This window comes from Allobosea sp. GW822-FHT05A11, from assembly GCF_058800455.1.
Map to the genome: position 1 here is coordinate 880,277 of NZ_JBXAMI010000003.1, position 20,399 is coordinate 900,675.

Genomic DNA, 20,399 nt, shown 5'->3' on the forward strand with positions numbered 1-20,399 from the left:
CGGTGATCGAGCATGCGGGTCATCTGCCGGGCCTGAACCGCGCGGCGCTGCGCTGGCGCGAAGTTAGCCATAGCGCCTGGGGCGAGAGCGTCGCCATCGCGCTGCCGGAGCTCGACGAAGTGCAGGCCGCGGCGCTCTGTGCTCACGTGCGCGACAACGCGCGCGCCCGGCTGAAGCGGATGGAGACAGCCCGCATCGTCACGGCGATCGATGCCGCCATCGCGCGCTTGCTCGATCGCGAGCACCCGCTGCGGCGCAAGGCTGAACATCTGCTGCCGATCGTCACCGGCTATGATCGCGAGACGGTGCGCCTTGGCCTGACCGGCTATCTCAAGACCTTCCGCAAGCCGCAGCTCCTGCGCTTCCTTGCCGAGGATTTCGCCAATCCCGGCGTGCTCGACCGTTTCCAGCCGACGCCCAAGGGCGGCTATCTGCGCGCCCATGGGCCGGGGCTTCTGCTCCATATCTGGGCCGGCAATGTGCCCGCGCTCTCGCTCTGGAGCCTGATCTGCGGATTGCTGGTCAAGGCCGGCGGTGTCGGCAAGCTCGCCTCGGCCGAGCCGCTGACCGCCGGCTGGTTCGCGAGCCTGCTGGCCGAGATCGATCCCGAGATCGGCGAATGCCTCGCGATCACCTGGTGGAAGGGCGGCGAAGCGGCGGCCGAGCCGGTCTTCTTGCGCGAGGCGGACACCGTCATGGCCTATGGCGGCAACGAGACGCTGACGGCCCTGCGCGCCAAGCTGCCGATCACCACGCGCTTCCTGCCGCATGGCCACAAGATCGGCTTCGGCGTGATCGCGCGAGAGGCGCTCGACAGCCGCAAGGCTCCTACCTTGGCCCGGCTCGCGGCGCATGACGTCACCCGCTACGAACAGCAGGGCTGCTACTCGCCGCAGATGCTCTTCGTCGAGCGCGGCGGCAAGGTCAGCCCTGCAGAGTTCTCCCGCTACGTCGCGCAGGAACTCAGCTCCCTCTCCTCCCGCCATCCGCGCCGCGCGCTTTCGCAAGACGAGGCCTCCTCGATCGCATCATGGCGCGGGGCGCAGGAAACCCGCGCGATGGATGGCACCGCCGAACTTCTCGGCGAGCTGTCCGATCCCTGGAACGTCGTCCATGTCGAGACCCAGGAGGCCCTGAGCCCGACCGGGCTGAACCGCACGCTCAAGCTGGTCGCGGTCGAGAACCTCGACAATGTCCCTGCCCTCGTCGCCCCCTATCGCAGCTTCCTGCAGACAGCCGGCATCGCCGCATCGCCGGAGCGGCTGTTCCGGCTTTCCGAACAGCTTGGCGCAATCGGTGTCAGCCGCATCGCCCCGCTCGGCCGCATGACCGCGCCGGAGGCGGGCTGGCACCATGACGGGCGCTTCAGCCTGCTCGACCTCGTCACCTTCACCGAGATCGAACAATTGGCGGAAGCCGCGGCAGAGGGGTTTGCGCCCTATGTCGACTGACCCCACCAAAACCGGTTTCGTCACGATCGAACGTACCAGCTATCGCTATGACGCAACCGGCCCGGCCGTTGTCGATGCGATCGACTGGACGATCCCGCGCGGCGAGATCCATTGCCTGCTCGGCCGCAGCGGCTGCGGCAAGACCACCTTGCTCAAGCTCGCAGCCGGCCTGCTGCTGCCGAGCGAGGGCACGATCCGCATCGGCGGCGAGGCACTGGCCGGGCCGAGCCCACACGCCGGCTTCGTCTTCCAGGCGCCGACGCTGCTCGACTGGCTGAGCGCGCTCGACAACGTCCTGCTGCCGGTCTCGCTGAAGCGCCGCCCGACCATCGCCGACAAGGATGCCGCGCTCGACCTGCTGGAGCGTGTCGGCCTCGCGGATTTCGCCACGCGCCGCCCGGCCGAACTGTCCGGGGGGCAGCAGAGCCGCGTCGCGGTTGCCCGCGCTCTGGTCGGCAATCCCGACCTGCTGCTGCTCGACGAACCCTTCGCCGCGCTCGATGCCTTGACGCGCGAGGAATTGCAGGACGATCTGCTGCGCCTCTGCGCGCTCAACGGCACCACCGCGCTCTTCGTCACCCATGATATCGGCGAGGCCGTCTATCTCGCCGACACGGTCGCAGTGATGGAAGCAGGCCGCGTGACGCATGTGCGCCGGATCGAGCTCGTCCGCCCGCGCCATCGCGACATGCGCTATGCGCCCGCTTTCATCGCCGCCTGCCGCGCCTTGCGCGACGCGATGGATGGCGTCGCCACGGCCAGCCGGAGGCCGGCGGCATGATGGCGCGCCTACCCTCTCTCCTGCTGCTCGTCGTCCTGTTCGCCGGCTGGGAAGCCTGGTGCCAGCTCGGCGGCTTGTCGCCGCTCGTGCTGCCTGCGCCTTCCAGCGTGCTCGCGACGCTGTGGAGCGAGATCGCGACCGGCCGGCTCTGGCCGCATCTGGCGATGACGGCCACGGAAATGGCGCTCGGTCTCGGCATCGGCGCCGTTGTCGGACTTGGTGTCGGCATCCTGCTGGCGGAATTCCCGGCGCTCAGCCGCCTGCTGCGGCCCTATGTGCTGGCGAGCCAGCTCGTGCCGAAGCTCGCGCTCGGGCCGCTCTTCATCATCTGGTTCGGTTTCGGCATGACGCCGACCGTCGTCATCACCGCGCTGATCTGCTTCTTCCCGCTGATGGAGAACACGCTAACCGGCATCAGCGAGGTCGATGCTTCCAGGCGCGAACTCTTCCGCATGCTCGGTGCCGGGCGCCTCCAGACCCTGCTGCGCCTTAAGTTGCCGGCGGCGCTGCCCATCATCATGGCGGGCCTGCGCGTCGCGGTCGTGCTGGCCTTGGTCGGCGCGGTCGTCGGCGAGTTCATCGGCGGGCGCATCGGGCTCGGCGCCTCGATCATCGCCGCACAGAGCGTAATGGATTCGAGCCTGATCTTCGCGCTCTTCATCGTCATCACCGCCCTTGGAATGCTGCTCTACGAGGCCGTGCGCCTGATCGAGCGTCGCGTCCTGCACCGCTTCTCGAAAGGCTGATCCCCATGTCTGCGCTGCGCGCCTTCCTCATGCTTGCCCTCTCCTGCCTCGTCGCGGCGCCCGCGACGGCTCAATCGCTCGACAAGGTCACCGTCGCCGGCTGGAGCCAGCCGATCAGCGAGATCACCAACCTGCTGGCGGAGCCGGACAAGGGCTTCTTCAAAGCCAAGGGCATCGCGCTCGACTATGTCCCCGGCAATGGCGGCGGCGCGGCCTTGCAGAACATGCTCGCGGGCCAGGCCGACATCGCCTTCACCGATCCGGCTGCGCTCTATCTCGCGCTCGACAAGGGCGAGAAGCTCGTCGCGATCTACAACATCTATCCGCAGAACGTCTTCAACGTCGTCGCGCTGAAGAGCAGCGGCATCCGCTCCGCCGCCGATCTCAAGGGCAAGCGCATCGGCGTCTACAGCCTCGCCAGCGGCACCTACCAGAACCTGCTCGTGCTGCTGCATCAGGTGGGGTTGGGCGAGAAGGACGTCACCATCCAGCCGACCGGCCTGCTCAATTTCGCGCCGCTGATGCAGGGGCAGGTCGACGCCACCGCCGCGACCGATACCGGCCTACTCGTCGCCCGCGCCAAGGGTCTGGCCGAGGCCAACGTCATCGAAGTCCGCGACCAGCTCAACCTGCCGAGCGACATCTTCGTCGTGAAAGAAAGCTATTACGAGCAGAACAAGCCGCTGCTGAAGCGCTTCCTCGCCGCCTATCGCGATTCTGCCGCCTGGATGATCGCCAAGCCCGAAGAGGCCGCGCGCATCGCCGTCACCCGCGCCATCAATGGCCGCGACGAGGCCGTGAACCTCGAGATCATCAAGCTGCGCAATGCGTCGAGCGTCTCGCCGACCACCGAGCGCGAGGGGCTCGGCCGCTTCGATCTCGAGGCCCTGCAGAAGGGCGCCGACACCTTCCGCAGCCTCGGCCTTATCGCCCGCCAGATCGACATGAAGGCGGTCGTGAAGAGCGACCTGATCCCGCCGAAGGATGGCGCGCCGTGAAATTCCGCGACCGGGCCATCCTCGTCACCGGCGCGAGCCGCGGCATCGGGGCGGCGATCGCGAAAGCCTTCGCCGCTGAGGGCGGGATCGTCATCGTCAATTACCGGACGGACGAGGCGGCTGCCGAGGCCGTCGTCGCGGAATGCCGCGCGCTCGGCGGCGAAGCATTGGCCATCGCCGCCGATGTCACGTCCTCCGACGCGGTCGCCGCCATGGCGACGCGCATCGCGGAGGAGGTCGGCCGGCTCGATGTCGTCGTCAACAACGCCTTCGCGCCCTATCGCTTCGACCCGGGTAACCGCGCCCGCTTCTGGGAAACACCCTGGGAGGCCTATGAGCAGCAGTTCGAGGGCGCGGTGAAGGCGGCCTATACGGTCAGCCGCGCGATGCTGCCGCTGCTCCAGCGCCGCAGCGGCGGGGCCATCGTCAATCTCGCCAGCGATCTGGTGACGCGGCCGAGCATCCCCTATCACGACTACACCACCGCCAAGGCGGCACTGGTCGGCTTCAGCCGCAATCTCGCGGCCGAGCTCGGCCCGCTCGGTATCCGTGTCAACTGCGTCGCGCCGGGGCTGGTCTATCCGACGCAGGCGAGCGCGACGACGCCGGAAGAGGTGCGGGAAATGCTGATCGCGCAGACGCCCTTGCGCCGCATCGCGACGCCGGAGGATGTCGCTGGCCCGGTGCTCTTCCTTGCCAGCGACTGGAGTCGCTTCGTCACCGGGCAGGTGCTCCATGTCGATGGCGGGCTGGTCATGACCTGAGCAGAGGGCGAGGAGCAGGCCTCCTCTCCGCTCGAAACCTGTGGCATGCCTGAAGGCTCAGCTCCGTGAGGAAGCCATGACCCGGCTCGACTTCATCTTCATGCTCACGCGCCATGACCGGACGGTGCCGGACGCCATCGACCATGTCGCGACCGCGCTGGCGGCCGGCATCCGCCATATCGGCTTCAAGGATATCGGCCTGCCCTTCGCCGAACTCCGGACCGTCCACCGCCTGATCAAAGCCGGCGGCGCAACGAGCTATCTCGAAGTCGTCTCGCTCGATCGCTCCAGCGAGATCGCCTCGGTGAGAGCGGCCATCGATCTCGGTGTCGACAACCTGCTCGGTGGGACCCATGCCGAGGACGTGCTGCCGCTCCTGCATGGTACCGGCATCCGCTACTATCCCTTTGCCGGACGCATCTCCGGCCATCCGAGCATTCTGGAAGGCTCCGTCGCCGAGATCGCCGGCAGCGCCCGTGCCATCGCCAACCGGGACGGCGTCGATGGGCTCGATCTGCTGGCCTACCGCTCGAATACGGATGCGGAAGCGCTGATCGCGGCGGTCTGCGCTGCGACGGACAAGCCCGTCCTCGTCGCCGGCTCGATCGAGCGTCCCGAGCAGATCGCAGCGATCCATCGCTGCCGAGCCGCCGGCTTCACCATCGGCACGGCCGCGCTGGAAGGCCGTTTTCCCGCCTCCGGCCCGGCCTTGCGGGCGCAGCTCGACGCCATTGCCGACTGTCTCTGAGCAAGAGCAGCCGGACCATTTCACGAGGTCCGGCACCAGAACGTCGTCACTCAGCCTTCTTGCCGGCGGCGTCGAACTGCTTGAGATAGGCTAGGAGGTCGGCGACGCGCTTCTCGTCCTTGAGACCGGCATAGATCATCTTCGTGCCAGCGACCTTGGCGCGGGGGTTCTGGATGTATTCGGCGAAGGTCGCCTCGTCCCAGACCAGGCCCGAGGCCTTCATCGCCGCGCTGTAGCTGTAGCCTTCATGCGCGCCGGCCTTCTGGCCGATGACGCCGTTGAGGGCCGGCCCGACCAGATTCTTGGCGGTTTCGCCGACCTGATGGCAGGCGCGGCACTGGGCAAAGACCTTCTCGCCGGCAGCGGCGTCCTGGGCACGGGCGGGCTGGACGGCGGCCGCCAGCAGGGCGGCGCCGGCGAGGACTGCGAATTTCATCACGAGATATCCTATGGCTTCGGAGCGAAGGGATTGACCCAGCCACCGTTCTGGGCCGGCGCCTTCGGCGGGAAGGCCTGGGCGAGATAATCGAGCAGGGTCTTGCGCATCTCCGGATCGGGTTCCGGCATGCCGTGCTTTTCCGCCATCCAGTGGAGCGTCTCGTCCCAGCGGGCGCGATCCATGCCCTGCCGGCCGACAACCGTCATCGAATGGCAGGCTATGCAGTAGCCGAAGGTCTCTTCGCGGCCGGGGAAATCGGGCAGCGTCTCGGCGGTCTCCTCCTGCGCGAAGCTCAAGGAGGGGGCGAGGAGGATGGCCGCGAGAGCGGCCATCCGAAGCGATTGCGCGAATACCATCGTCAGCCCACCAGGACCGCGATGCGGTGGAGCGGGTTGGAGCCGTAGCCCTGCGGGTTCCAGTTGGTCGCGACATGCGGCTGGGCGACGCCGCGGGAATCGGTCGCGCGGGCCCAGAGCTCGAAATAGCCGTCGCTCGGCAGCTTGATCTTGCCGGTCCAGCGCACCCAGTCATAGCGGTTCTTCGGCTTGGCGAGCGTCATGGCGTGCCAGCGCTGGCCTGCGTCGAAGGAGACCTCGACCTTCGCGATGGTGTGGTCGCCGGCCCAGGCTGCACCGCGCAAGGCGACCTCGCGCGTCGCCGCCGGCAGGCGCGCGCCGTTGGCGGGCGCGGTGATGATCGAGCGCACCGGCATCGAGGTCAGGTCGGCGAAGTTGGTCTTGCCGTCGGCATTCGAGCCGGGGACGATCGGGACGGTCGGGACGCGGTAGGAGGTGCCGCCCATGCCCTGCCCGTCATGCGGCGTCGCCCGGACCAGGATGCGGTTGAGCCATTTCGACGAGAGCGAGGCCGGCCAGCCCGGCACGACCAGGCGCAGCGGGCCGCCATGGATATGCGGCAGCGGCTCGCCGTTCATCGCCCAGACGATGAGAGAGTGCGGCTCCAGCGCCTTCTCGATCGGCATGCCGCGCGAGACCGCGTCCTTGGTGGTGTCGCCGGAGAGATGCGGATCGGCGCCGTAATGGCCGGTGAACTTGGCGGAGGCCTTGAGGCCGGCCGCCTTCAGCACGTCGGCAAGGCGCACGCCGGTCCATTCGGCGCAGCCCGCGCCGCCATTGGTCCACTGGTTACCGCGCGCCGCCGGCGTGTAGAAGGAGCGGCCGTTGCCGCCGCATTCCAGCACCATGCGGAAGGTATGCGCCTTGAAGCGGGATTTCAGCTCCTTGACCGTCAGCGTCAGCGGCTTGTCGACCTCACCCTCGATCTTGAGCTGCCAGCCATCGACATCCTTGATCGGCTCCGGGATCTGGCCGTTATTGCGGACGAAGAATTTCGCGATCGGCGTGGTGTCGTCGTCGAGCAGGTTTGCGGGCGTCTCGGCGACGAGGGGGCGATCGCCGAGCAGGGTCAGACCCTTGTCCTTGCCGGGATAGTCGAAGGGCTGCGGCCCCTTGGGCGGCGCAGCGGCGGGGGCAGCGCCCTGCGCGGCAGCAGGCGAGATCATGGACAGGCGCGGCAGGCCGCCGGTAGCCAGACCCAGAGCGGCGAGGCTGCCGCCGAGCAGAAGACGTCGCGATGTACGGGGGGTATCAGGGGCGCCGGCAGCAGGCACGGCATCGGTAGCGGCTGCGCCATCGCGCAGGTCTGCTTCGTTGAGCATGGCGTTTCTCCCGAGGACATATTCCTCACTGGAGACGACGCATCAGCTCTTCGATTTATTCCAACCTAAGAGAATCTTTTTTCAGCCGAGGCAGGCCGGCCCCACACTGCGGGCCTCGGCCAGCGCCGCGACCTGCTCGCGCGGGACGCCGGGCTCGTCGCGCGTGATCCTTGCGACCAGCGCGGCGATGCCGTCGAGGCGGGCGGGGTCGATGCCGCGCCCGAGCAAGGCATAGCTCGCGCGCTCCCCCCGCCATGCACGAACCAAGAGGCCATCTCGATCCTGCACGGCCGGCTGCTGTGGCAGCGCCGCCTCGACCGGCGCAATCCAGAGGCCAACGCGGCAGCCATTCGGACCGACATAGCCGGCGAGCATGCCGCCGCCGCCACGCCCGGCAGGGTCGAGCGAGAGATGCACGAGACGCAGCGAGGCGAGCGACAGGTCCGGCAGAGCCCCGGCTTCGGCACCAGCGAGCTCGACGCCGAGACGCGGCGCCGTGCCCGTCGGAGACTGCGCCAGCCAGAGCTGATGGGCGGCGATCGCGGCGGAGAGGGACGAGGCGCCCGACTGCCGCTGGCCGATGCCGAGCGAAGCCGCACCGATGAACAGAGCAAGACAGGCCGCGGCAGCCCAAGGCGCCCAGCGCATCGCCCGCGAACGGGCTCGCGGCAGCGCGAAAGGCGGTGGCGCGGACATCGGCGATGCGGCTTTCACCGCCGCCCGCAGCCGCGTCAGCGTCGCGACCTGAGCGGCAGCCGCGCGATCATCGGCGAGTGCCGCCGCGACCTTGGCGGCTTGATCGGGCTCCAGCTCGCCGTCGACATAGGCGTTGAGCATGGTCCAGGAGAGGCGTTCGCTATCGGTCACGTGTCGTTGGCTCGTTTGCGCTGCCGCGCGGCGAAGGGGCGGACAGTGCCGCCCTCGATCGCATTCAGAAGCAAAAGCCGCGCCCGGCTGAGGCGGCTCATCACGGTTCCCACGGGCACGCCCAGGATATCCGCCGCCTCGCCATAGCGGAAGCCGGCGAGATCGACCAGTTCGATGACCTCGCGATGAGACTGGTCGAGACGTTCGAGCGCCTGCCGGACGGTGATGACCGCGATCATCCGGTCGTCGCGGCGCCATTGCTCGTCTTCCAGCGCCTCCTCGGCTGCCGCGGCATTGACCGCGCTGCGGCGATGCTCGTCGATCCAGATATTGCGCAGGATCGCGAAGAGCCAGGCGCGGATACGTTCCCCGTCTTCCGGCGGTGAAGCGGCGAGTGCCTTGGTCGCGCAGGATTGCAGGAGATCGGCCGCGCCGTCGCGATTGCCGCTCAGGCGCAGCGCATAGGAGAACAGGCGCTCCCAGTTCTGGCGCAGCGCATGCTCGACGATGATACGCAAGGACGAAGCCCTCCGCAGCGGATTCGCCCTGTCTAACCCGGCCGTGAGGCGGCTCCAAGCCTCGCCATGGGAGCAATGCCGACAGAAAGCCCCGCCGGCTGGGCCGGCGGGGCTTTTAGCGAACCGATGCTTCCGCTCGATCGTCTCAGGCCAGATCGGCGCGGTCGGCGTTCATCACCTTGGCCCAGGCCGCGACGAAGTCGTCGACGAATTTCCGGGCATTGTCGTCCTGGGCATAGACCTCGGCATAGGCGCGCAGCACCGAGTTCGAGCCGAAGACCAGATCGACGCGGCTGGCGGTCCACTTCACCGCGCCGGTCTTGCGGTCGCGGATCTCGTAGAGCCCGTTCGCCGCCGGCACCCAGGCGTAGGCCATGTCGGTCAGGTTGACGAAGAAGTCGCTGGTCAGCGCGCCGACCCGGTCGGTGAACACGCCATGCTTCGTGCCGCCATGGTTGGTGCCGAGCACGCGCATGCCGCCGAGCAGCACCGTCATCTCAGCCGCCGTCAGGCCCAGCAGCTGGGCGCGGTCGAGCAGCATCTCCTCGCCGGTGACGACATAGGCTTCCTTCTGCCAGTTGCGGAAGCCGTCGGCGAGCGGCTCCAGTGGGGCGAAGGAAGCCGCATCGGTCTGCGCATCGGTGGCATCGCCACGGCCCGGCGCGAAGGGCACGGTCACGTCGAAGCCGGCAGCCTTCGCCGCCTTCTCGACCCCGACATTGCCGGCGAGCACGATGATGTCGGCGACGCTCGCGCCGGCAGCGGCCGCAATCGGCTCCAGAACAGCCAGAACCTTGGCGAGACGCGCCGGCTCGTTGCCGGCCCAGTCCTTCTGCGGGGCGAGGCGGATGCGGGCGCCATTGCTGCCGCCGCGCTTGTCCGACCCGCGGAAGGTGCGGGCGCTGTCCCAGGCGGTCGAGACCAGATCGGCGGTCGAGAGGCCGCTTTCGGCGATCTTCGCCTTGACGGCAGCGACATCGTAGCCGACGCGGCCGGCCGGGACCGGGTCCTGCCAGACCAGCTCCTCGGACGGAACGTCCGGGCCGAAATAACGCGAGGCCGGGCCGAGATCGCGATGGGTCAGCTTGAACCAGGCGCGGGCGAAGGCATCCGAGAACGCCTCGAAATCGTTGAGGAAGCGCTCCGAGATCGCTCGGTAGGCGGGGTCGACCTTCAAGGCCATGTCGGCATCGGTCATCATCGGGTTGTGGCGGATCGCGGCGTCCTCGACGTCGACCGGCTTGTCCGCATCGGCGATCGAGACCGGCTCGTACTGCCAGGCGCCGGCCGGCGACTTGCGCAGCTCCCAGTCATGACCGAGCAGCATTTCGAAGAAGCCGTTGTCCCAGCGCGTCGGATGGGTGGTCCAGGCGCCCTCGATGCCGCTGACGACCTGGTCGCGACCGATGCCGCGACCCTTGCGGTTCATCCAGCCGAGGCCCTGATCCTCGAGCGAGCCGCTTTCCGGCGCCGGGCTGAGATTGGCGGCATCGCCATTGCCATGGCTCTTGCCGATGGTGTGGCCGCCGGCGGTCAGCGCCACCGTCTCCTCGTCGTTCATCGCCATGCGGGCGAAGGTCTCGCGCATCATCGCGGCGGTCTTGAGCGGGTCGGGCTTGCCGTTCACGCCTTCCGGGTTGACGTAGATCAGGCCCATCTGGACGGCGGCGAGCGGGTTCGCCAGCGTCTTGGCATTGGCGAGATCGCCATAGCGGTTGTCGCTCGGCGCCAGCCACTCCTTCTCCTCACCCCAGTAGATATCCTTCTCGGGGTGCCAGATGTCCTCGCGGCCGAAGGCGAAGCCGAAGGTCTTCAGGCCGGCGACTTCATAGGCGATCGTGCCGGCGAGCGCGATCAGATCGGCCCAGCTGACGCGGTTGCCGTATTTCTTCTTGATCGGCCAGAGCAGGCGGCGTGGCTTGTCGGTATTGGCGTTGTCCGGCCAGGAGTTCAGCGGGGCGAAGCGCTGGTTGCCGGTGCCGGCGCCGCCGCGGCCGTCGGAGATTCGATAGGTGCCGGCGGCATGCCAGGTCATGCGCGCCATGGTGCCGACATAGCTGCCCCAGTCGGCCGGCCACCAGTCCTGGCTGTCGGTCATCAGCGCGCGCAGGTCGTTCTTCAGCGCCGCGACGTCGAGCTTCTTCAGCTCCTCGCGGTAGTTGAAGTCCTTGCCCAGCGGGTTGGTCTTGCTGTCCTGCTGGTGGAGGATGTCGAGGTTCAGCGCGTTCGGCCACCAGCTGGTGACGGAGCCGCCGGTCTGGGTCATCCCGCCATGCATGACCGGGCACTTGCCGGTCGTCTTCGCGTCACCACCGCTCATGATATCCCCCTTCGGAGCCTGCTGAATTGGATCTTTCCGGAAGGCGATCGCCGCCTCACGCCGGAACACGGCTACGTCCCGCATCCGCCCTCGCAGATGCCGCGCCGTTCCATTCGAATGGTTCTAGGGAAAAGCCACCATAATGAGAACTTGAATTTTCAAATCACTACGATAATTTTTTCAAATGATATCGATCAAGCATCTGCGCTATTTCGCGGCCCTGGCGCAGCACCGCCATTTCGGCCGCGCGGCGGATGCCTGCGCCATCAGCCAGCCGGCGCTGTCGCTGCAGGTCAAGGATCTGGAGGCGCTGCTCGGCGCGCAGCTGGTCGAGCGCGATCGCCGGCAGATCCGGCTGACCAGCCTCGGCGAGGCCTTTGCCGGGCGGGCGCAGCAGATCCTGCGCTCGGTCGACGAGCTGGCCGATCTGGCCCGGGCTTCAAGCCCGTCGCTCGGCGGCCGATTGCGCATCGGCATGATCCCGACGGTCGCGCCCTATCTGCTGCCGGCGGTGATCCGGCGCCTGACGGAGCGATTTCCCGCCGTCGACCTGCGTCCGCGCGAGGCGGTGACCGGCAAGCTGACCGAGGACCTCATCACCGGCGGCCTCGATGTCGCGGTGATGGCCCTGCCCGTCTCCGAGCCGTCGCTCCAGGATCATCCGCTATTCGAGGAGGAGTTCGTCCTGGTGCGCGCCCTGGCCGACCGCGGCAAGCCGCCGCCGGGCGTCGAGAGCCTGCGCGCGATGCGCCTGCTGCTCCTGGAGGAGGGCCATTGCTTCCGCGATCAGGCGCTGGCCTTCTGCAAGATGACGCCCGGCCTCTCGCAGGACCCGATGGAAGGCAGCTCGCTGGCGACACTGGTGCGCATGGTCGGCGCCGGCATGGGCGTGACGCTGATCCCGGAGATGGCGGTAGCCGCAGAAACATCCGCCGTGGAGGTCAGCATCGCCCGGCTGGCGGAGCCGCGGCCGGCGCGCAGCATCGGCCTGATCTGGCGCAAGACGAATCCCCTGGCCGAGCATTTCATGCAGGTCGGCGAGATCGTCCGTCAGGAACACGACATCCTGCGGCAAGGATGCGTGGTGTCCCCGATCTGACGAACAGCTCCGATCGAGGTCGAAAAAAAGCGGCCCGTCACCGGGCCGCCGATCCGTTGCGAGTACTCTGCGTCCCGATTACCAGCCGCGGTGACGACGATAATGGGGGCGCGGGCCGTAGCCGGGACGCGGGCCGTAGCCATAGCCCCGGCTATAGCCATGACGGGGGCCATAGCCGTAGCCGCCGCGACCATAGCGCTGTTGCCGCTGGGTTTCGCGCATGATCATGTGCCGCCGCTCGGCAGCGGCCGACCAGGTGTATTCTGCGTCCTGCTTGTCCAATCGCTGCGCCATCGACGCGGGCAGCTGTTCCGAAGCCATCGCCGGGGCGGCCAGCGAAACGCCAAGGCCCAGGGCAGCAAGTACGAGGAATTTGCGCATATGTTTTCTCCTTGATCCGATCGCATTAAACGCGCCAACGCCTCAACGGTTCATGAACCGCGTTGTTGGCTTACGTTCATCACGCACCGATTGCCGCCCTATTATCAGGCTCCGGCTTTCCGCAACGCCATTCGAAGGCCGAGTTTTGCAAGGGTGCGACACGGTTTCAATGCCTGGGAATGGAAGGGCGGCGATGCGCTCAACGTGCATGGCGCGGCCGATACACAGGTCCGCAAAGCGCTTGCGCCCGCCAATTCGGCCATTCTAGGATCGGTGCATTGGGATTGCAGCGACGTAACCTTAAGCGTCCTTTCCATCTCCTCGGCAGAGGGCTCACGGCATGAAGCGTCGGACATTTCTGGGTGTCGCTGCGGGTGCTGCGGTCTCCGCGATTGCAAAGCCGGCTCTCGCGCAGCCGACGAAACTGCTGAAATTCATTCCGGAATCGGATGTCGCGATCGTCGACCCGGTCTGGACGACGGCGACCGTGACGCGCAATCACGGCTACCTCGTCTTCGATACGCTTTACGGCCAGAACGCCGCCTACGGTTTCGAGCCGCAGATGGTGGCCGGCCATACGGTCGAGGACGACGGCAAGCTCTGGCGGCTGACGCTGCGCGAGGGCTTGCGCTTCCATGATGGCGAACCGGTCCGCGCGCAGGACGTCGTGCCGAGCATTCGCCGTTTCTCGGCACGCGACGCCTTCGGCCGCGCCCTGATGGATGCGACCGACGAGCTCTCGGCCGAATCCGATCGCGTCGTGAAGTTCCGGCTCAAGCGGCCTTTCCCGCTGCTGCCGGCGGCGCTCGGCAAGACGGGAACCTCGATGCCCTGCATCATGCCCGAGCGCTTCGCCGTCACCGACCCCAACAAGCAGGTCACCGAGATGATCGGCAGCGGGCCGTTCCGCTTCAGGGCCGATGAGCGCGTCCCGGGTGCGCTGACCGTCTATGAGCGGTTTGCCGATTATGTTCCGCGCGCCGATGGCTCCGCCACCTTCACCGCGGGCCCCAAGCACGCGCATTTCGAGCGAATCGAATGGCACATCATCCCCGATCCGCAAACGGCCGCGAATGCGCTGAGCAACGGCGAGATCGACTGGTGGCAGAACCCGACGCCCGATCTTCAGGCTGCGCTGAAAGGCAAACCGGGCCTCAAGCTGGAGGGGCTTGACCCGGCCGGCGGCATCGGCTGCCTGCGCTTCAACGCACTGCACCCGCCCTTCGACAATCCGGCGATCCGGCGGGCGCTGCTCGGCGCCATCGACCAGAGCGAGTGCATGACGGCGGTTGCCGGGGACGAGCGCTCGCTCTGGAAGGATCATGTCGGCGTCTTCAGCCCGGACACGCCGATGGCGACGACGGCCGGGACCGAGATGCTGGTCGGCAAGCGCGATTTCGCCGCCGTCAAACGCGCCCTGGCGGAGGCCGGCTACAAGGGCGAGCGCGTCGTGCTGCTCGATCCGACCGACTACCCCTCGACCCATGCGCTCGCGGCCGTGGCGGCCGATGCCCTGCAGAAATCCGGCATGAACGTCGAGCTGGTCTCGACCGACTGGGGCACGGTCGTCCAGCGCCGCGCCAGCCGGCAGCCGGTCGACAAGGGCGGCTGGAGCATCTTCCTCACCTACCTGAACGGCACGAATAATTTCGATCCCGCGAGCCAGCTCGGCATCCGCGGCAATGGCGACAAGGCCTGGTTCGGCTGGCCTACATCGCCGCGCCTCGAAGAGCTCAGGCTCGACTGGTTCGCCGCCAAGGATGTCGCGGCCCAGAAGGCGATCTGTGCCGAGATCCAGAAGCAGTTCTTCATCGACGTGCCCTATATCCCGCTCGGCGCCTACTACGAAAAGACGGCCTATCGCGGGATCACCGGCATGCGTATCGGTTTCGCCCAGTTCTACGACGTCAGGCCGCTGTGACACATTCCAAGCTTCGGATCGCCGTTCTTCAGTTCGCTCATGAGACGGTGACGTTCCTTCCAAACGACACGACGCGGGAGGATTTCATCTATCCGGGATCTCCGGCCTCCGGCGAGGACCTGCTTGCCACCGATCCCAAAGGCTACATGGGCGGCTTCGTGCAGGTTGCCCGCGAGTTCGAGGATGTCGAGCTGATCGGCATCACCTCGCCTCTCTGGCCGCGGACCGGAACGGGCTCGGGCTGGGTGACCGAGGATGCCTACGAGCATTTCATGGGCATCATGATCGCGGAGCTGAAGGCGCAGCCGCAATTCGACGGCGTCTATCTCGCGCTCCATGGTGCGCTCGCGGTACGTGGGGTGCCGAAGCCGGAAGCCGATATCGCCCGGCGCGTCCGCGAGGTGGTGGGCAAGAGCGCCTTCATCACCGCGACCTTCGACCCGCACGGCAACGAGGACGAGGCCTTCCTGGCGCAGGCCGACATGGCGTTCTGCGTGAAATACTTCCCGCATTACGACATGCATCTGCAAGGCGAGCGCGCGGCACGCATGCTGGTCCGGTCGATCCGCGGCAGCTTCAAGCCGGTGCATCGGACCCTGCGCATCCCGATCATCGCGCCGACCGTGGTGATGTGGACCGGCGCCTCGCCCTGGTCCGATCTCATCCAGCGTGCACTGATCTGGGAGGCGCGCGAGCCCGATGTCTTCGTCAACGTGTTCTTCGGCTTTCCCTGGTCCGACGTCCCCGATGCCGGCATGTCGCTGCAGGTGCTGACAAACAACGACCCCGACCTCGCCGAGCGCGTCATGCGCGACATGGCGGATTGGATCTGGCGCCGGCGCCAGGCGCTGCTGGATACCGTCAAGATCTACAAGGCGAAGGAGGCTGTCGCTCTGGCCCGCGAGGCTGTCGCCGGCGGCAAGGGCCCCGTCGTGCTCGCCGACTACAGCGATCGCTCAGGCTACGCCACCTGGCTCCTTCAGGAGATCGTGGCGCAAAAGCTGGAGCGTACCCTGATCGCCACGATCGCCTCACCCGAGGTGGTTCGCTCCGTGATCGAGTCCGGCGCGAAGCCGGGCGACGCCTTCAATGCGGAGATCGGCGGCCTCTTCGACGAATCGGCCGGTGCGCCCGTCCGCATCTCCGGCACGCTGCGATCCGTGGGCCCGGCAACGACTGCACGCGGCCATGGCAAGGACTGGATCTGCGTCGAATTCGGCAAGGGCAATGTGCTGGTGCTCAGCCCCTATCTCGTCCAGATCGTCGAGCCGGCGGAGCTCTGGCAGCTCGGGCTCGAACCCCGGGATTTCGATGTGATCGCGATCAAGTCGCGCGTCCATTTCCGCCGGGGCTTCGACGATAGCGGCTTTGCGCCCACCATCCTCCTGGTCGAGCCGCCCGAGCCCTTCATGGGCACGGTGCATCTCGACGCACTTGCCTACAAGCATCTCACGCTGGCGGACTACTATCCCTATGGCAGCCCGAGCTTTGCAGCGGGAGGCTGACGCGTCGGGCCGCTGGCTGGGGCGGGAGGATTCGAACCTCCGAATGGCGGTACCAAAAACCGCTGCCTTACCACTTGGCGACGCCCCAATATGCGGCGCCTTCTAGAACGCGGCGGCGCAGCACGCAACCGCCAAGCGACCTCGCCCCGCGCCTTGCCGGAAGAATTCCTCCACAACCTGCAAAGAGCCTGTTGCACAGGAGCCGCGCGCTGGCTATAAGCCGGCCACCAGCGGATCGGAGTGTGGCTCAGCCTGGTAGAGCACCTCGTTCGGGACGAGGGGGTCGCAGGTTCAAATCCTGCCACTCCGACCAAAATTTCCCGAGATATTTCAAGTGACGAACGAATGGCCCTCACGGGCCATTTCTTTTTCCGACGAAGACCCGACCGGTTCGCTCGCCTGGCCCCGGCTGCATCGCCGGAACCGTCACCCATCTGTCAAACGGCACGACTATTGCCTCGGCTCCGAAACGGAGACGACCATGCTGCGCGACTGCCCGCCCGACGCCAAGGCCACCCTTGCCCTGATCGCCCTGTCGGCGATCTGCATCCTGGGCTGGCTTGCCGATCTCAGCCTTTGAGTGCGCGCTTTCCGACCGAATTGCCCCTGTCGTCCAACACCCACAGCCACTAGACTGCCGCCTCATCGAATCGAACGGTCGGGTCCATGAAGCGCATCACCCTCCTTGCCGGCATCCTCGGATTGGCCGTGTTTCTGTCCGGCTGCGACAAGTGCGGCAATTTCGGCCCGCTGTTCGGATCGTCCGACACCAAGAGCTGCGGCGGCAAGTCGACGAGCTAGGGCCAGCGGGACAGATGGCCGACGAGATCGAGTTCGACAGAAGCGCGCCGACGGCGGTCGGCACGGTCGCCACCCTGTCGCCGCTGGTCCGCCGGATCATCGCCGGCAATGGCGGACCGATGACCTTCACGGGCACCTGCTCCTATATCGTCGGCCGCGGCACGGTCGCGATCATCGATCCCGGCCCCGACGATGCAGGCCATATCGAGCGCCTCCTGGCGGCGGTCCAAGGCGAGACGGTCAGTCATATCGTCGTCACCCATACCCATCGCGATCACTCGCCCGCGGTGCCCGCGCTGAAGGCGGCGACCGGCGCGACGGTGGTCGGCTGCGGGCCGCATCGACCGTCGCGGGAGCTCGGACCGGGCGAAGGCCGCGTGCTCGATGCCGCCGCCGATACCGATTTCCTGCCGGACTGGGCGATGGCCGACGGCGACGCCGTCTCCGGGCCCGGCTGGAGCCTCGCCGCCGTCGAGACGCCCGGCCACACCGCCAACCATCTCGCCTTCACGCTCGCCGAAGAGGAGACGCTGTTCTCCGGCGACCATGTCATGGCCTGGTCGACCACGGTGGTCGCTCCGCCCGACGGCTCGATGGCCGCCTATATGGCCTCAATCGAAAAACTGCGCGGGCTGGAGCACGCCCGCTACTGGCCGGGCCATGGCGGCCCGGTCACCGAGCCGCAGCGGTTTCTGCGCGGACTGGTCCAACACCGCCGCCAGCGCGAGGCCGCGATCCTGAACCGGCTCGGCGCCGGCGACGACACCATCGCCGCGATGGTGCCGGTGATCTATCAGGGCCTGGCCCCGGCCCTGCACGGCGCCGCGGCGCTCTCGGTGCTGGCCCAGATCGAGGATCTCGTGCTGCGCGGCGCCGTCCAGTCCAGCGACGCGATTCCAGCCCTCGCCAGCCGCTACAGGCTCGCCTGAAGCCGTCTGGAGCATCGGCTTTTTCCGGAAACCGCGTTCCACTTTTCCGGCCGCTCTAGCGGCTCTCCATCAGCAATTCGATCTCGTCGGTGAAGGCCGCGACACGCGCCGCATTCACGCCGAGATCATGGCTGCCGAGGCGCGAGGCCGAGCGGATGTCGATCCGGCTGCCGTCGACACGCGGCCTGATGCGGATGGCGATGTCCTCGGAGAAATGCAGGATGCGGCCGCGGGCCACCGCCTCGACCCGCCCTGCGCCGCTGCGCCCGCCCGGCCGCGCGGTCTCCAGCACCTGCCAGCCCAGTCCCAATGCCGCCCGCCTGGCGAGATCGAAGGCGGCCTCCGCCGGCAGTTCGAGCAGGATCGGCACCGCCTTGGGATAGGCCTGACGCTGCAAGCGCCGCTGCAGCGCCGGCACGTCGGGCGGGACCCGGCCGGAACGCGCCGTCAACGCGGCCTGCGAACGGCTGAAGGCGGGGGGATCGTCGATATCGGTCGAGACATCGGCAAGAGCCGGCCTGGTCACGAGCCTGAGCACGATAAAGCCTGCCGGTGCGAGCAGGAGGAGCGAGAGCATCAGCGCGCCGGCGGCCATGCCGGCGCCGCGATGGCCGGAATGCCAGATGCGGATGAAGGCGAGGATGGCAAGACCGAGCGCCGCGAGCACGAGAACATAGGCGCCGGCGACCGGGGCGAGCCCCTCGATGCTCGGCTCCCGCAAACGCACCAGCAGCAGCGACAAAAGCAGCACCGCGAACGCAAACCAGGCCAGCCGCCTGCTCCAGACAGCGGCGCGCGAAACCGGTTCCTCGAAGACGAGACGGCGGTGCATGGCCCTTTCGTGCCCGTGGCGAACCCGGAACGCAAGCCGGCGAGCGCGTGAAGCGCAATCTTAATCAAATCGGCAATAAGTGGGCAGGAAGAGGTTTCGCTGCTGCCTCTCGGCCTCCGCCACCGCCTTACCGCCGCATGTCTCGCTCGAGTCCCGCCGTGAAATTCTTCCCCTCTTCGATCCAGAACTATCTCGTCGCCACCATGGCGTGCCTGTGCGTCCCGGGCATCGGTGCGCTGGCCTACATGGCGCAACAATCCATCGTCGACGTGCGCAGCAACATGCGGCTGGCCGAGCTGGTCGATGCCGACAAGGCCCTGCTGCTCACCGGCAACGCGATCCGCACCGCGCGCGGACAGGCCCAGACCAGCATCCAGGTCGCCGACGATCCCGCCCCGGTGCTGAAGCAGATCGAGGAGAGCAATCGCAGCCGCATCGCCGAGGCGATCACGCAGCTCGACGAAACCGACCTGCCGAGCCGCAAGGAGCTGATCGCCGGCATCCAGCAGCAGCAGAAGCTCACCGACGCCAGGATGGCCGATCTCTATGCCGAGGCGGCGAAGCCGAAGGCGCAGCGCAGCCTCGCCGCCACCATGCCCTGGTATAACGGCGTCGGCTCGATCGAAGGCGCGATCGTCAAGGCTTCCGACGAGACCTCCAATGCCGCCCGCCTCGCCGACCCGATCCTGGCAGACCTGCAGAGCTTCAAGTCGGCCGGCTGGGATGTCCGCTCGAACTACGGCACGCAATGCTCGGTGCTGCGCCCGGCCTTCGGCTCGGGCAAGGCGCTCGAGACGGCGCAGATCCGCAAGCTCGGCGAATTGCGCGGCATCTCCAACGCCGCCGGCGAGACGCTGAAGCAGCTCGCCTCGCGGCCTGGCGTCGGGAGCGAGCTCGTCCGGAAGATCGGCGTCATGTCGGCCGAGGTCGAAGCCTCGAACCGCAGGATGGACGACCTGATCGGCAAGCTCGGGCAGGGTTCCGGCCCCGTCATCGCGGCGGAGGAATGGACGAAGCAGTGCAACGCACCGTTCACCGCGATCGTCTCCGCCGTCACCCAGTCGCTCGACGACATGGTCACGCGGACGGAGAAGGAGCTCAACGCTGCCTGGACGAGGCTCGCCATCGTCGGCTCGTTGCTGGCCGTGCTGCTCGCGATCTGCGTCCTGAGCTGGCGCGGCGTGCAGCGCCGGGTGGTGCGGCCGCTGGTCTCGCTGAAATCCGCGCTGGACGAGATGCAGACGGGCAATTTCGCCCAGGCCATCCCGGCTGCCCCCTCGCCGGACGAGATCGGTTCGCTGAGCGGCGCCCTCGAAATCTACCGCGAGAACGCGCTTGCCCTCGAGCAGAACCGGCGCGACCGCGAACTCGCGATGCTCGCCGATGCCGAGCAGGCTGCCCATGTCCAGAAGCTGCTCGGCGAAGTCGCCAACATCGTTGCCGATGCCCGTGACGGCAATTTCTCCGGCAAGGCGCAGGTCGGGGGCATGGAAGGCCCGCTCAAGGAACTCGTCGAGGGCATCAACGAGATCAACGCGGTTGTCGACGGTGCGACGACGGAGTTCGCCGGTGCGCTGTCTGCGATCGCTGGCGGGGACCTGACGAACCGGGTCGAGACGGC

Annotated in this window: 21 protein-coding genes and 2 tRNA genes; 14 read left to right on the top strand and 9 right to left on the bottom strand. The window is 67.5% G+C overall.

Going from position 1 to position 20,399, the window contains the following annotated elements:
* Positions 1–2 precede the first annotated feature (2 nt).
* The 6 genes from AC1RLU_RS13665 to AC1RLU_RS13690 all read left to right on the top strand — a co-directional run bounded on the left by AC1RLU_RS13665 (position 3) and on the right by AC1RLU_RS13690 (position 5,488).
* The gene (locus AC1RLU_RS13665; RefSeq protein ID WP_492796171.1) at positions 3–1,451 is read left to right on the top strand and encodes an acyl-CoA reductase; all 1,449 of its coding nucleotides are present in this window, start codon (positions 3–5) and stop codon (positions 1,449–1,451) included.
* The gene (locus AC1RLU_RS13670; RefSeq protein ID WP_492796172.1) at positions 1,441–2,232 is read left to right on the top strand and encodes an ABC transporter ATP-binding protein; all 792 of its coding nucleotides are present in this window, start codon (positions 1,441–1,443) and stop codon (positions 2,230–2,232) included. Before AC1RLU_RS13665 ends, AC1RLU_RS13670 begins: the two co-directional genes overlap by 11 nt.
* Positions 2,229–2,978 (top strand): ABC transporter permease, encoded by a 750-nt coding sequence (locus tag AC1RLU_RS13675; protein WP_492796173.1) that lies wholly within the window; start codon positions 2,229–2,231, stop codon positions 2,976–2,978. Before AC1RLU_RS13670 ends, AC1RLU_RS13675 begins: the two co-directional genes overlap by 4 nt.
* 5 nt (positions 2,979–2,983) lie before the next feature.
* On the top strand, positions 2,984–3,976 hold the full coding sequence (locus tag AC1RLU_RS13680; RefSeq protein WP_492796174.1) for an ABC transporter substrate-binding protein: 993 nt from the start codon (positions 2,984–2,986) through the stop codon (positions 3,974–3,976).
* Positions 3,973–4,740, top strand: a complete 768-nt coding sequence (locus tag AC1RLU_RS13685; RefSeq protein WP_492796175.1) for a glucose 1-dehydrogenase — start codon at positions 3,973–3,975, stop codon at positions 4,738–4,740. Before AC1RLU_RS13680 ends, AC1RLU_RS13685 begins: the two co-directional genes overlap by 4 nt.
* Before the next feature lie 76 nt (positions 4,741–4,816).
* Entirely contained in the window at positions 4,817–5,488 is a 672-nt protein-coding gene (locus tag AC1RLU_RS13690) for a beta/alpha barrel domain-containing protein (RefSeq protein ID WP_492796176.1), read from the top strand.
* Positions 5,489–5,534: 46 nt separating this feature from the next.
* Here AC1RLU_RS13690 and AC1RLU_RS13695 read toward each other — a convergent pair whose 3' ends face one another.
* The 6 genes from AC1RLU_RS13695 to katG all read right to left on the bottom strand — a co-directional run bounded on the left by AC1RLU_RS13695 (position 5,535) and on the right by katG (position 11,310).
* On the bottom strand, positions 5,535–5,924 hold the full coding sequence (locus AC1RLU_RS13695) for a c-type cytochrome (RefSeq protein ID WP_061968527.1): 390 nt from the start codon (positions 5,922–5,924) through the stop codon (positions 5,535–5,537).
* A gap of 11 nt (positions 5,925–5,935) precedes the next feature.
* Positions 5,936–6,259, bottom strand: coding sequence for a hypothetical protein (locus AC1RLU_RS13700; RefSeq protein ID WP_142114693.1), 324 nt, complete (start codon positions 6,257–6,259; stop codon positions 5,936–5,938).
* A 26-nt stretch (positions 6,260–6,285) separates the two neighbouring features.
* Entirely contained in the window at positions 6,286–7,605 is a 1,320-nt protein-coding gene (locus tag AC1RLU_RS13705) for a sulfite oxidase (protein ID WP_492796177.1), read from the bottom strand.
* Positions 7,606–7,686: 81 nt separating this feature from the next.
* On the bottom strand, positions 7,687–8,472 hold the full coding sequence (locus tag AC1RLU_RS13710; RefSeq protein ID WP_492796178.1) for an anti-sigma factor family protein: 786 nt from the start codon (positions 8,470–8,472) through the stop codon (positions 7,687–7,689).
* On the bottom strand, positions 8,469–8,990 hold the full coding sequence (locus AC1RLU_RS13715; RefSeq protein ID WP_492796179.1) for an RNA polymerase sigma factor: 522 nt from the start codon (positions 8,988–8,990) through the stop codon (positions 8,469–8,471). The genes AC1RLU_RS13710 and AC1RLU_RS13715 overlap by 4 nt, the downstream gene beginning before the upstream one ends.
* A 145-nt stretch (positions 8,991–9,135) precedes the next feature.
* Positions 9,136–11,310 carry a catalase/peroxidase HPI gene (gene katG, locus AC1RLU_RS13720; RefSeq protein WP_492796180.1) on the bottom strand — a complete coding sequence of 725 codons (2,175 nt, stop codon included), beginning with the start codon at positions 11,308–11,310 and terminating at the stop codon, positions 9,136–9,138.
* Positions 11,311–11,494: 184 nt separating this feature from the next.
* On the opposite strand from katG, the gene AC1RLU_RS13725 reads away from it, so the two are divergent.
* Complete coding sequence (locus AC1RLU_RS13725) at positions 11,495–12,409, top strand: hydrogen peroxide-inducible genes activator (RefSeq protein WP_492796181.1); 915 nt, start codon at positions 11,495–11,497, stop codon at positions 12,407–12,409.
* A 78-nt stretch (positions 12,410–12,487) separates the two neighbouring features.
* Here AC1RLU_RS13725 and AC1RLU_RS13730 read toward each other — a convergent pair whose 3' ends face one another.
* The gene (locus AC1RLU_RS13730) at positions 12,488–12,790 is read right to left on the bottom strand and encodes a hypothetical protein (protein WP_142114687.1); all 303 of its coding nucleotides are present in this window, start codon (positions 12,788–12,790) and stop codon (positions 12,488–12,490) included.
* A 340-nt stretch (positions 12,791–13,130) separates the two neighbouring features.
* Between AC1RLU_RS13730 and AC1RLU_RS13735 the strand changes: the two genes are divergently transcribed.
* Positions 13,131–14,711: an ABC transporter substrate-binding protein gene (locus AC1RLU_RS13735; protein WP_492796182.1), complete on the top strand. Its 1,581-nt coding sequence runs from the start codon at positions 13,131–13,133 to the stop codon at positions 14,709–14,711.
* Positions 14,708–16,216: a M81 family metallopeptidase gene (locus AC1RLU_RS13740; RefSeq protein ID WP_492796184.1), complete on the top strand. Its 1,509-nt coding sequence runs from the start codon at positions 14,708–14,710 to the stop codon at positions 16,214–16,216. Before AC1RLU_RS13735 ends, AC1RLU_RS13740 begins: the two co-directional genes overlap by 4 nt.
* Positions 16,217–16,229: 13 nt before the next feature.
* On the opposite strand, the gene AC1RLU_RS13745 is transcribed toward AC1RLU_RS13740, so the two are convergent.
* Positions 16,230–16,304: transfer RNA gene (locus AC1RLU_RS13745), tRNA-Gln, on the bottom strand.
* 148 nt (positions 16,305–16,452) lie between these two features.
* Between AC1RLU_RS13745 and AC1RLU_RS13750 the strand changes: the two genes are divergently transcribed.
* The 4 genes from AC1RLU_RS13750 to AC1RLU_RS13765 all read left to right on the top strand — a co-directional run bounded on the left by AC1RLU_RS13750 (position 16,453) and on the right by AC1RLU_RS13765 (position 17,946).
* A tRNA-Pro gene (locus AC1RLU_RS13750) sits at positions 16,453–16,529 on the top strand.
* A gap of 21 nt (positions 16,530–16,550) precedes the next feature.
* Positions 16,551–16,796: a hypothetical protein gene (locus AC1RLU_RS13755; RefSeq protein ID WP_492796185.1), complete on the top strand. Its 246-nt coding sequence runs from the start codon at positions 16,551–16,553 to the stop codon at positions 16,794–16,796.
* Positions 16,797–16,882: 86 nt separating this feature from the next.
* On the top strand, positions 16,883–17,017 hold the full coding sequence (locus AC1RLU_RS13760; RefSeq protein ID WP_280140814.1) for a hypothetical protein: 135 nt from the start codon (positions 16,883–16,885) through the stop codon (positions 17,015–17,017).
* A 14-nt stretch (positions 17,018–17,031) separates the two neighbouring features.
* Positions 17,032–17,946: an MBL fold metallo-hydrolase gene (locus AC1RLU_RS13765; RefSeq protein ID WP_492796187.1), complete on the top strand. Its 915-nt coding sequence runs from the start codon at positions 17,032–17,034 to the stop codon at positions 17,944–17,946.
* A 55-nt stretch (positions 17,947–18,001) separates the two neighbouring features.
* Here AC1RLU_RS13765 and AC1RLU_RS13770 read toward each other — a convergent pair whose 3' ends face one another.
* Positions 18,002–18,778, bottom strand: coding sequence for a DUF1499 domain-containing protein (locus AC1RLU_RS13770; RefSeq protein WP_492796189.1), 777 nt, complete (start codon positions 18,776–18,778; stop codon positions 18,002–18,004).
* A gap of 158 nt (positions 18,779–18,936) precedes the next feature.
* On the opposite strand from AC1RLU_RS13770, the gene AC1RLU_RS13775 reads away from it, so the two are divergent.
* A partial coding sequence (locus AC1RLU_RS13775; protein WP_492796190.1) for a HAMP domain-containing protein occupies positions 18,937–20,399 on the top strand: 1,463 nt, incomplete at its 3' end.